The 11,835-nt window shown below is 69.0% G+C and carries 8 protein-coding genes and 1 other RNA gene; 6 read left to right on the forward strand and 3 right to left on the reverse strand.

Translation table 11 applies throughout. The features are described from left to right. Nucleotides 1–8: 8 nt before the first annotated feature. Nucleotides 9–926, reverse strand: coding sequence for a cysteine synthase A (cysK, locus tag JOY88_RS08380; protein WP_293501808.1), 918 nt, complete (start codon nt 924–926; stop codon nt 9–11). A gap of 39 nt (nt 927–965) precedes the next feature. Here cysK and rnpB point away from each other — a divergent pair. The 4 genes from rnpB to JOY88_RS08400 all read left to right on the forward strand — a co-directional run bounded on the left by rnpB (nt 966) and on the right by JOY88_RS08400 (nt 5,337). Further along, nucleotides 966–1,293, forward strand: an RNA gene (gene rnpB, locus JOY88_RS08385) — RNase P RNA component class A. A gap of 233 nt (nt 1,294–1,526) precedes the next feature. Then, a complete protein-coding gene (locus JOY88_RS08390; RefSeq protein ID WP_293501809.1) occupies nt 1,527–3,107 on the forward strand; it encodes a methyl-accepting chemotaxis protein in 1,581 nt (526 codons plus the stop codon). A 99-nt stretch (nt 3,108–3,206) separates the two neighbouring features. Continuing rightward, complete coding sequence (locus JOY88_RS08395) at nt 3,207–4,415, forward strand: multidrug effflux MFS transporter (protein ID WP_293501810.1); 1,209 nt, start codon at nt 3,207–3,209, stop codon at nt 4,413–4,415. 43 nt (nt 4,416–4,458) lie between these two features. Continuing rightward, a complete protein-coding gene (locus JOY88_RS08400) occupies nt 4,459–5,337 on the forward strand; it encodes a carbonic anhydrase (RefSeq protein ID WP_293501811.1) in 879 nt (292 codons plus the stop codon). Nucleotides 5,338–5,528: 191 nt separating this feature from the next. On the opposite strand, the gene JOY88_RS08405 is transcribed toward JOY88_RS08400, so the two are convergent. Continuing rightward, a complete protein-coding gene (locus JOY88_RS08405) occupies nt 5,529–7,862 on the reverse strand; it encodes an ATP-binding protein (RefSeq protein ID WP_293501812.1) in 2,334 nt (777 codons plus the stop codon). A gap of 473 nt (nt 7,863–8,335) precedes the next feature. On the opposite strand from JOY88_RS08405, the gene JOY88_RS08410 reads away from it, so the two are divergent. Together JOY88_RS08410 and JOY88_RS08415 are read left to right on the forward strand one after the other, a co-directional pair. Continuing rightward, nucleotides 8,336–9,541: a serine hydrolase domain-containing protein gene (locus JOY88_RS08410; protein WP_293501813.1), complete on the forward strand. Its 1,206-nt coding sequence runs from the start codon at nt 8,336–8,338 to the stop codon at nt 9,539–9,541. 147 nt (nt 9,542–9,688) lie between these two features. Next, nucleotides 9,689–11,200 carry a sodium:solute symporter gene (locus JOY88_RS08415; protein ID WP_293501814.1) on the forward strand — a complete coding sequence of 504 codons (1,512 nt, stop codon included), beginning with the start codon at nt 9,689–9,691 and terminating at the stop codon, nt 11,198–11,200. A gap of 306 nt (nt 11,201–11,506) precedes the next feature. On the opposite strand, the gene JOY88_RS08420 is transcribed toward JOY88_RS08415, so the two are convergent. Further along, the gene (locus tag JOY88_RS08420; RefSeq protein WP_293501815.1) at nt 11,507–11,659 is read right to left on the reverse strand and encodes a hypothetical protein; all 153 of its coding nucleotides are present in this window, start codon (nt 11,657–11,659) and stop codon (nt 11,507–11,509) included. Nucleotides 11,660–11,835: the final 176 nt, after the last annotated feature.

The following is an 11,835-nucleotide window of genomic DNA, read 5'->3' on the forward strand; positions in this document are numbered from 1 at the left end:
CGCAGCGCTCAACCTTGCGGCAGGAAACCGTCCACCGACAGGTAGCGCTCGCCAGTGTCGTAGTTGAAGCCCAGCACGCGGGCACCGGCCGGCAGTTCGGGCAGCTTCTGGGCGATGGCTGCCAGCGTCGCGCCGCTGGAGATGCCCACCAGCAGGCCCTCCTCGCGGGCGCAGCGGCGGGCGTATTCGCGCGCCGCCTCGGCCTCGACCTGGATGACGCCGTCCAGCAGCGTGGTGTCCAGCACGGCCGGGATGAAGCCGGCGCCTATGCCCTGGATGGGATGGGGGCTGGGCTGGCCGCCGCTGATGACGGGCGAGGCGCTGGGCTCCACGGCATAGACCTTCAATCGCGGCCAGGCAGCCTTCAGTACCTGGGCGCAACCGGTGATGTGACCGCCGGTGCCGACGCCGGTGATCAGCGCATCCAGGCCTTCGGGGAAGTCACGCAGGATCTCCTGCGCCGTTGCCTTCACGTGGATGGCCGGGTTGGCTGCGTTCTCGAACTGCTGCGGCATCCACGAGCCGGGGTGCTGCTCCAGCAGCTCGCGGGCGCGCGCGATGGCGCCTTTCATGCCCTTCTCGCGCGGCGTCAGGTCGAACGTGGCGCCATAGGCCAGCATCAGCCGGCGGCGCTCGATGCTCATGCTGTCGGGCATGACGAGGATGAGTTTGTAGCCCTTCACGGCCGCCACCATCGCCAGGCCCACGCCGGTGTTGCCCGAGGTCGGCTCGATGATGGTGCCGCCGGGCCTGAGCAGGCCCCGCGCCTCGGCGTCCTCGATCATGGACAGCGCGATGCGGTCCTTGATGGAGCCGCCCGGGTTGCTTCGCTCGGACTTGACCCAGATCTGGGCCCCGCCGAACAGGCGTTGCAGGCGGATGTGGGGGGTGTTGCCTATGGTGTCGAGGATGCTGGCGGCCTTCATTCGTGCTCCCTGGGGCGGTGCTGAGATAATCGCTAGTGTGAAGCAAGCCAGACCGCCGCTGGGGCAAGCATGGAAACATGGCCCTGGAGGAAGGTCCGGACTGCACAGAGCGGCGTAGCAGCTAACGGCTGCCCGGCGTAAGCCGAGGATCAGAGCAACAGAGACGAGCCGGTTAAGTCCGGGTGAAACGGGCAATCTCTACGCGCAGCAACACCAAGTAGGCCAGCGTTGATGCGGCTCGCAGAGCTGGCGGGTAGGTGGCACCGAGCCGGGCAGTGATGTCCGGCCCAGAGGAATGGCGGTCACGCCGTCCGACCCGCAAGGGGAGGGCGGTGCACAGAATCCGGCCTATCGGCTTGCTTCACTCTTTCTGTCGCCCCCTTTCCCGCGGGGCTTTCCTCGCCAAGCGCATTGACTGCGGCTAGATTCCTTTTGTCGCGTCGTTAGGCGCGGCGCCAGTGCATGGCGCTGCACCCACGCCTTGCCCTCGCGGCGCGGTCGCCCGGATCCGGCGACCCCATCGAATCTCCGGCGGTGCTCGATACGCCCGAATCGAGTGCCGACCTCAGGGCCTCGGGCGACGCCAAGGGGAGTGTTGCGATGAAGTTGAGCAATCTGCGGTTGCGCTCCAAGCTGATGCTGGGTTTCGCCGTGCTGGCGGCCGTCGTGCTGCTGGTGTCGGGTCTGGCGCTGAATTCCCTGAGTCGCTCCAACAGCCGCTTCACCGGCTATCTGGCCGGCGTGGGCGAGCGAGAGCGGCTGGTCAACGACGTGCGCGGCGCCGCGACGCGCCGGGCCATCGCGGCGCGCAACCTGGTACTGGTGACGACGCCCGCCGATCGCGACCTCGAGAAGGCGTCCGTCAGCCGGGCGCATGAGGACATGCGGCAGGTCATGGTCGCGCTCAGGCAGGCCGTGGACCGGGCTGGTGACCTGGGCGTGCGCGACGCCGCGCTGGTGAGTGACATGGAGCGCATCGAGGCCCGGTATGGCCCGGTGGCCCTGGCCATCGTCGCCATGGCGCTGGACGGCCGGCGCGACGAGGCCATCGCCAAGATGAACGGCGAATGCCGCCCGCTGCTTGCGGCCCTGCTGAAGGCGACCGAGGACTACCTCGCCTACGAGAGCCGGCAGTCCGTCGCGCGCGTGCAGCAGGCCGAAAGCGCCTACGGCAGCGATCGTGCGCTGATGGTGGGCGCCAGTCTCGCGGCGGTTGCCGCCGCGGTGCTGCTGGGCTGGGCGCTGAGCAACGCCGTCACGCGGCCGCTCGAGCGCGCCGTGCACCTGGCCGAGGCCGTCGCGTCGGGTGACCTGAGCTCGGACATCGTCGTCGACCGCGGGGATGAGACCGGCCAGCTGCTGGCCGCCCTCAAGCGCATGAATGATGGTCTGGTGGACATGGTGGATCGCGTGCGCCGGTCGGCGGACAGCATCGTCACGGCCTCGCAGCAGATCTCCAGCGGCAACCACGACCTGTCCAGCCGCACCGAGCAGCAGGCTACCGCGCTGCAGCAGACGGCGGCGTCCATGCAGCAGATGACGTCCACCGTGCAGCAGACGGCCGAGAGCTCGCGCCAGGCCAGCCGGCTCGCCAGCGCGGCGACCGAGGTGGCCGGCCGCGGTGGCGACGTGGTGCAGCGCGTCGTGACGACCATGGGCGAGATCAGCGACTCCAGCCGCCGCATCGCCGACATCATCGGCACGATAGACGGCATTGCGTTCCAGACCAACATCCTGGCGCTGAACGCGGCGGTGGAGGCGGCGCGCGCCGGCGAGCAGGGGCGAGGGTTCGCCGTCGTGGCCGGCGAGGTGCGCGCACTGGCACAGCGCAGCGCTCAGGCAGCGCGCGAGATCAAGAGCCTGATAGGCGCGAGCGTCGAGAAGGTCCAGGCCGGCAGCCAGCTTGTCGGCGAGGCCGGCGCGACCATGGGCGACATCGTCAGCCAGGTGCACCGCATGACCCATCTGATGGCCGAGATCGACGCTTCGGCCACCGAGCAGAGCAGCGGGATCGGCCAGGTCAACCAGGCGGTGGCGTCCATCGACCGGGGCACGCAGCAGAACGCCGCCCTCGTCGAGCAGAGCGCCGCCGCGGCCGAGAGCCTGCGCCTGCAGGCGGCCGACCTGCTCGAAGTCATCGCGCAGTTCAAGACGGCAGGGCCGCGGCAGGGCTTCGCCTGAACCCGGCTACAACCCCAGGCCCGCGCGCGCCGGGACGGGTCGATACACTGGCCGGCCGCCGCAACCTGCGGCTGCCCGCCCGTCTACCCGACCGCCCCGATGAATCCTGACGCCAGCCGCCTGTGGCGCGCGCCCCGCTGGGCCCTGTCCGTTCTGCTGGCCTGCCTGGCCATGGTCGGCCCCTTCTCCATCGACACCTATCTGCCGGCCTTCGCCGGCATCGCCGCGGCGCTGAATGCGACGCCGGTAGAGATGCAGCAGACGCTGTCGGCCTATCTGCTGGGGTTCGCCTTCATGAACCTCTTCCATGGTGCGCTGTCGGACTGCTTCGGCCGCCGCCCCGTCGTGCTGGTCGGCCTGGCCGTCTTCACGCTGGCCAGCATAGGCTGCGCGGTGGCGGGCTCAATCGGCCAGCTGGTGTTCTGGCGCACCGTGCAAGGAATGTCGGCCGGCGCGGGCATCGTCGTGTCGCGGGCCATCATCCGCGACATGTTCCCGCCCGCGGACGCGCAGCGCGTGATGTCGCAGGTGACGTTGTTCTTCGGTGTCGCGCCGGCCATCGCGCCCATGGTGGGCGGCTTCCTGTTCGTGCACGCCGACTGGCACTCGATCTTCTGGTTCCTGACGGCCGTCTCCGCGGTGCTGCTGGTTGCCAACTGGCGGCTGCTGCCCGAGACGCTGCATCCCAATCTGGTCCAGCCTTTCCACGTCGGCGCGCTGATGCGCGAATACTGGCGGCTGTGCAGCAGTCCCAAGTTCATGATGCTGGTGCTGGCCAGCGGCATCCCGTTCAACGGCATGTTCCTCTACGTGCTGGCCACGCCGGTCTTCCTCGGCGAACACCTGCAGTTCGCGCCGACGCAATTCTTCTGGTTCTTCCTGTGCACCATTGGCGGCATCATGGCCGGCGCGGCCGTCAGCGGGCGGCTGGCTGGCAAGATGTCGCCGCAGCGGCAGATCATGCGGGGCTTTCGCATCATGGTCGCCGTGTCGGTCGTGAACATCGCGCTCAACCTGGTCGCGCCGCTGAGCGCCTTCTGGGCGTTGCCGCTGATCGGCCTGTTCTCCTTCGGCTGGGCGTTGATGGTGCCCGTCGTCACGCTGCTGGTGCTGGACCAGGTGCCCGAGCGCCGCGGCATGGCCTCGTCGCTGCAGGCCTGCATAGGCTCGGCGGCCAACGGCCTTGTGGCTGGCCTGCTGGTGCCGCTGGTCATGCACTCTACGCTGGCCCTGGCCCTCGCGTCGGCCGGGCTGATGCTGGTGGGCCTGGTGGCCTGGTATGGCGTCAGGCGCTCGATCGCAGCCTGACGCGGCGCTCAAGCTCGCGGCCGGCCGGCCGAAAATGTGCGGTATGAAAACGCGCGTGATCCTCGTCGCCTGCCTGCTGGCGCTCGCCGCCCGGGCCGAGGAGCCCAAGGAACCAGTCGAGGTGCTGCGCCAGCGCCTGGCGGAGCGTCTGGCCACGCCGGTCGAAGGTGTGGCCACCGCCAGACCCGCTGCCCGGGCTGCCCGGTCCGCCAAGGCCGCCAAGGCCCAGCCGCCCAAGCCAGTGCATTGGGGCTACACGGGGGAGGCCGGTCCTGAGCACTGGGCCGAGCTGGCGCCCGAGAACCGGCTCTGCGCCGTCGGGACGCGCCAGAGCCCCATCGACATCCGCGAGGGCCTGGCGGTCGACCTCGAGCGGATCGCCTTCGACTACCACCCCGGCAGCTTCTCGGTGCTGGACAACGGCCACACCATCCAGGTCAACGTCGCGCCCGGTAGCGGGCTCTCCGTCATGGGGCGGCGCTACGAGCTGCAGCAGTTCCACTTCCACCGGCCCAGCGAAGAGCGCGTCAACGGCAAGCTGTTCGACATGGTGGCCCACCTCGTGCACAAGGATGCGCAGGGACGGCTGGCCGTTGTCGCCGTGCTCCTGGAGCGGGGGGGCGACGACATGGCCCATCCCGTCATCCAGGCCGTCTGGGGCAACCTGCCGCTGGAAAAGGGGGAGGACTTGCCAGCCCAGGGGCAGATCGACCCGAGCCAGTTGCTGCCCGAGCAGCGTGGCTATTACACCTACATGGGTTCGCTGACGACGCCGCCCTGCAGCGAGGGCGTGCTGTGGATGGTGCTGCGCCAGCCGGTCGCGCTGTCAGGCCCGCAACTGGACGTGTTCGCCAGGCTCTACCCGATGAACGCGCGGCCGCTGCAGGCCGGCTCGGGGCGGCTTATCAAGGAGTCGCAATAACCTCTCGTCCAAGGAGTCTCTTGGGCGGCAGGGGCGGCGATGCAGGCCGGGTTGGCCGGCAAGCACATCGCCAGGCTGGCCGGCTTGGGAGCGGGGCTGCCCCAAGCAGCCCCTGCGGACTGACTGCTTGTGCCGATGGAGGGCCGTGGGCCTCCGGCACGTGGCAGGCCCAGCGCTCTGCCCTGGACTGATCAGCTCTCCAAGGCCTTGCCCCTGGCGCTCGTGCGCGTGCCCGACAGCCAGTCGTGGAGGGTCGCGAACAGCTGCTCGGCGACGACGGGCTTGGCGACATGATCGTCCATGCCGGCCTCCAGGCAGCGCTGGCGCTCCTCGTCGAAGGCGTTGGCCGTCATGGCCAGGATGGGCAGACCGGCACCCTGGGCCAGGCGGCGGATCGCGCGGGTCGCATCCAAGCCGTCCATGACGGGCATCTGCACGTCCATCAGCACCAGGGCGTAGTCGCCGTCCTTGACCATGGCGATGGCCTGCCGGCCGTCCACGGCCACGTCCACCGCGAGGCCGGCGCTGCCGATGAGGGCGACGGCGACCTCCTGGTTGACCGGGTTGTCCTCGGCCAGCAGGATGCGGCGCGGATGGGTCTTGGCCAGCGTGGCGAGGCGTTCACGCGCGGAGTGCAGGCGCGGCAGCAGTGCGGGCGCCGTGGGCGTGTAGCTCGCGGACTCGACGTTGAGCGTGAACCAGAAGCTGCTGCCGTGGCCCAGCGCGCTTTCGACGCCGACGGCCCCGCCCATCAGCGCGGCCAGACGGCGGCAGATGGCCAGGCCCAGCCCGGTGCCGCCGTAGCGGCGCGTCGTCGAGCTGTCGGCCTGCTCGAAGTCGCGGAAGAGCCGAGCCTGTGCCTCGGGCGAGATGCCGATGCCGCTGTCCTGCACTTCGAAGCGCAGTGCCAGGCCGGGGCCGGGCTGGCCCTCGTCCACGCATACGCTCAGGCGCACGAAGCCCTGGTCGGTGAACTTGACGGCGTTGCCGGCGAAGTTCAGCAGCACCTCGGAGATGCGTTGGGGGTCGCCGATGAGCACGCGCCCGCGCAGGACCGCCGCCACGTCGGTCTCGACACGCAGCTGCTTGGCGGCGGCGGCCTGCGTCGTCATGTTGGCGATGTTGTCCAGCACCTGGTCGACGGTGAACTCGCGCCGTTCCAGCTGAACCTTGCCGGCCTCGATCTTGGAGAGGTCTAGCACGTTGTTGATGACGCTGAGCAGGTGCTCGGCCGCGTTGGCGACTTTCTGCAGGCGCTGCTGCTGCTCGGGCTCAACGGTGTCGCTCTGGGCCAGGTAGGTCAGGCCGATGATGGCATTCATCGGCGTACGGATCTCGTGGCTCATGTTGGCCAGGAAGGCGCTCTTGGCGAGGCTGGCGGCCTGCGCGGCCTGGGTGGCCTCGGCCAGTGCGGCGGTGCGCGCCTCGACGAGCTCCTCCAGGTGGTGGCGGTAGCGCTCCAGCTCCAGCGCGTCGCGGCGTTGGCGCGAGATGTCGGTCAGGAAGCCGTGCCACAGCACGCTGCCGTCCGCCTCGCGCTGGGCAATGGCGTTGCCGTACAGCCAGCGCTCGCCGCCGTCGGCCTGCGGCGTGCGGAACTCCTGCTGCCAGGGGCTGAGATTGCGGGCCGAGGCCAGCAAGCTTTCGCGCACGCCGGCGCGGTCGCCGGCGTGGATGCGCTCGAACCAGGGCGCGGCGCTGCGGCTGAGCTCGGCGCTGCCGAGCAGGAAGTACTCGCGCACCGCCTCGCTGACGTAGGCGAACGAGAACTCGCCGTTGACAGCCAGGCGCAGCTGGTAGACGACGCCGGGCGCCGTCTCGGCCACGCCGCGCAGTCGCTCGATGAGGTGGCGCTGTGCATCGAACTGCTGCTGCAGCGCATCGCGCATGTGCTCGAGATGGCTGCCCAACTGGCCGATCTCATCCTCGCGCCGGTGTTCGAGCTTGGCGTTGAAGCGGCCTTCGGCGAGGTCGTTGGCGAAGCCGCCGAGTTCGCGCAAGGGGCGGAACAGGCGCGAGTTCAGCAGCCACAGCACCATGGCCAGCGAGGCCAGCAACTGGCCGCCGACTGTGGCGCCATAGAGCCAGCGCTGGCGCAGAACGGCCGCCGTGCTGAGGTGGTCGTCGATCTCGATCTGGATGTGACCGATGCGCGTGGTGCCGCGCATGATGTCGCGTTCGCCTGTCAGCGTCTTGCCCAGGCGACGCTCGGGCAGATGGTTCTCGATGAAGGGCAGGCCCTGGGACGCATCGCTGACGCTGACGCGCACGACCTCGGGCGACTTGACGATGGCCGACACGACCTCGCGCGCCGCCACGGCGTCCAGGTTCCACAGCAGCTCGGGCAGGCTGCTGGCCAGCACGTCCAGCTTGGCGTTCAGGTCGCGCTGCAGCGACTGCTCGGCCACCTGGGACTCGCGCAACCCGATGAAGAGACCGCCGACGATGAGGGCCGGCAGCAGAAGGCCGATGCTGGCGCCCAGGGCCAGGGCGGCAAAGAGCGAGGACGAGGGCTTGCGGCTCAAGATGGGGCGGGCGGCCGGTCAGGCGGCTTCGGTCGGGGGATGCCTGGGCGACGGGCGACTGGAGGGCGTCGTGGGGGTGTCCAGGGGCAGGCCTTGCCCTGCCACACACTCGGCGTTCGGCTGCTCGTCCATGCCATGGATGGTATGCGTCATGCGGTCTTTGCCGGAATGCGGACAAGCACGCCATGGGGCGGCCTCGCGCGGGCGACGACTTGCCCCGTTAGGGTCTCGAATGTGGCGTGTGGATGAAAAGGCTTGGAATTTCAGCAGAAAACGCCCGCCCGGACGAATTCTGGGCGGTGAGCGAAAGGGTGTTGGCGTGACTTGTGCGGCAATTCAGGCGCTGCCAGCCCAGTGGATCCATGGTTGCGCTGACCGTATGACTTCCGTCTATGGGGCGGCGATGTTTGTCGATGGCCGGTGCGGGGCGCTGGCCGTACGCTGCGGCGCCTGCACTTTTCATGCTTACGACGATGCGCCCCTTCCTCCGATGCCTGCCCGGGCTGATGGCGGCTGCCGCCCTCGGCGCCTGCCAGTGGGGCCAGCCGGCCCCGCCGCCTTCGGCCGCCTTCGCGGACGCCGTGCCGGCCCAGGAGCAGCGCTTCGCCGCCGCCTTCCAGGAGGTCGATGCCTGGGTGGCCCGCAAGGCCTTCCCCGGTGCGGTGCTGGCGGTCGGTGTCGGCGGCAGACTGGTAGCGCTGAAGAGCTTTGGCCGGCTGGACGCATCGCCGGATGCGCCCTCCATGCCCGTCGATGCCGTTTTCGACGTAGCCTCGCTGACCAAGGTGGTGGCCACGACGACCGCCGTGGCCCTGCTTTGCGACGACGGTCTGCTGAGGCTGGACGAGCCCGTCGTCCGCTACCTGCCCGGGTTCGCCGGGCCGCCGGGGCATGCCGACATCACGCTGCGCCACCTGCTGTCGCACAGCGCCGGCCTGCCGTCGCCGAGGCTGCTGTGGAAGCACGCCAGGACGCGCGACGAGCTGCTGGAGGCGGTCGAGAGGTTGCCTGTCGAGGCGCCGCCGGGCGCGCGCTACGTCTACCGCGACGAGAACTTCATTCTGCTGGGCCAGGTTGTCGAACGCGTGTCGGGCCAACCGCTGGACCGCTTCCTCGCGGCGCGTGTCTTCGAGCCGCTGGGTATGCGCGACACCGGCTTCAATCCGCCGGCGTCGCTGCTGCCGCGCATCCCGGCGACCGAGCTGGACACGCATTACCGTCACCGCCTCGTGCGCGGCACCGTCCATGACGAGAATGCCGACCTGATGGGCGGCGTCGCCGGCCATGCAGGGCTGTTCTCGACGGCGGCGGACCTGTCGCGGCTGGCTCAGCTCTACCTTGGCCGTGGCCGGCTGGACGACCGGCCGCTGCTGAGGCCGGAGACCGTGGAAGGCTTTATCGTCCGGCAGGACCTGCCGCCGGGCAGCTCACGCGCGCTGGGCTGGGACACGCCGCAGGGCCAGACGGGCTCGTTCGCCGGGCCACTGGCGTCGCCCGATGCCGTCATGCACACCGGTTTCACCGGCACCTCCCTCTATATCGACCGTTCACGCCAGGCCTTCGTCGTGCTGCTGAGCAACCGCGTGAACCCGACGCGCGAGAACCGGCAGATCGGCGCGGCGCGCATCGCCATCCACACGGCGGTTCTGGCGGCACTGGATGGCCATGCCCCGCGCTGAACGATGCGGTCGCGGGCAACTGCCCCTGCGGCCTTGCCTGGCGAAAGCCGCTGTCGTGGCGCTGCGGTCCGATCGAAACCCGGATGCCGCGCATGAACACCTCGCCGTGTGGTCTTGCTGCACGCACCACCCAATACAGGATCCGTTTTGAGCCTTCCCATCTCCCCACAAGACGCCACCGCCGCGATGCCCAGCGCCGGCGCACTCTCGGCGCCGCTGTTGCTGGGCGTCGTGCTGGCCTATTTCGCGCTGCTGCTTGGCGTGGCCTGGTGGACGGGCCGGCGCTCCGACAACGCCAGCTTCTTTGTCGGCAACAAGAGCAGCCACTGGCTGCTGGTGGCCTTCGGCATGATCGGCACGTCACTGTCCGGCGTCACCTTCATCAGCGTGCCCGGCATGGTGGCCGGCAACCAGTTCGCCTATTTGCAGATCATCGCCGGCCAGTTGATTGGCTATGCGCTGGTCGCCTTCGTGCTGCTGCCGCTGTACTACCGCTTCAACGTCAGCTCCATCTACACGCTGCTGGCGCTGCGCCTGGGCGCGTCGGCGCACCGGACGGGCGCGAGTTTCTTCATCCTGTCGCGCACGCTGGGCGCTACGGCGCGGCTCTACCTCGTCGTGCGCGTGCTGCAGGACATGGTGCTGGAGCGCATGGGCCTGCCGTTCTGGCTCAGCGCCGCGGTGGTGCTGTTGATGATCCTGCTCTACACGATGGAGGGCGGGGTCAAGACCATCGTCTGGACCGACACGCTGCAGACCGCGGGCATGCTGGGCGGCCTGCTGATCTGCGTGGGCCTGCTGCTGCATGCGCTGGGCCTGGACCTCTGGCAGGGCTGGCAGGCGCTGGACGCGGCCGGCATGACGCGTGTCGTCGTACACGACCCCGCCAGCGCCAGCTTCTGGGGCAAGCAGTTGCTGGCCGGCGCCGCCATCGCCGTCGCGATGACGGGTCTGGACCAGGAGATGATGCAGAAGAACATCTCGGTGCGCCGCCTCGCCGACGCGCAGAAGAACATGATGCTGATGGCCTGCATCACCGCGGTCGTCGTCGCGCTGTTCCTGTTCCTGGGCGGCTTGTTGAGCCTGTTCGCGCAGCAGCATGGCGTGGCCGCCCAGGGCGACCGGCTGTTCCCGACGGTCGTGCTGCAATACCTGCCGGCCTGGGTTCAGCTGGTCTTCCTGCTCGCGCTGATCTCGGCGCTGTTCCCCAGCGCCGATGGCGCCATCACGGCGCTGACCTCGTCCACCTGCCTGGACCTGCTGGGCCTGATGAAACGCGATGACCTCGACGAGGCTGCCAAGGCGCGCATCCGGCGCCGGGTTCACCTGGGCTACGCAGGCGTGTTCCTGCTGCTGACGCTGGCCTTCCGCTGGCTGGACGATCCCAGCATGGTCAACCTCATCCTCAAGCTGGCCGGCTACACCTATGGCCCGCTGCTGGGGTTGTTCGCATTCGCCATCCTGGTCCGGCGCGAGCCGCGCGGTGGCGCCTTGCCCTGGGTGGCGCTGGCCGCGCCGGCGCTGTGCTGGCTGATCGAGAGGTCGCAGGATTGGCTGTTTGGCGCCTATCGTTTCGGGCTGGAACTGCTGCTGCTGAACGCCGGCCTGACCTTTATCGGGCTTTGGCTCGCGTCGCGGCCCCGCACCGCCCTGGCCTGACCGCGCGCTCGGCGCCGAGCCGGCCGCCACTCGCCCGTCCCGTTGGAGCACCCGCTGCCGCCGCTCAGGCAGCGACTTCCGGCGTCAACTATCTTGAGCGGCGATGAACAAGTTGTCCGTGTAGGCCATGCCAACTCCTCGTAGAAGGGTTGAGGGGTTTTCACGCGAGCCCGTGCACTGCGAACTGGTAGGGTAGGGTCCGCAGCCTTCGCTAAGACGTGATGTGCTTGGGTGGTTTGGTAGACCCCTTTTCACCTCACCAAGGCCCCTGAGTGTTCGAGCACCCAGGGGTTTTTTCTTTGTCGATCAAGCTTTGTGGGCTGGCTCCTGCAGTTGGTCGGCGAACAGTCGGCGCACATCCGCCTTGATGCTGCTCAACAGTCGCCAGTTGCCTGTTTCGTGACGAACGCGTCCGGCCACGATGGTGGGATGAATGCGCAACTTGTCTGCCAAGGCCATCGCGGCCTCCATCGTGGGCTCGACAGTCAGGCCTGAGAGCCTGAGAGTTTTTCTCCACCGCCCTTTGCTGGCACGAAACTGGCATGTGCTGAGGCATGAGTGATGCCAGGCACCAAGGTGATGCGTCGGCCGGTCTGTTCGAGGACCTGGCGACGGTGGACGAACAGCAGCTCAGG

The sequence above is a fragment of the Roseateles sp. genome, from assembly GCF_019237615.1.
In the GTDB taxonomy this organism is placed as follows: Bacteria; Pseudomonadota; Gammaproteobacteria; order Burkholderiales; family Burkholderiaceae_C; genus Pelomonas.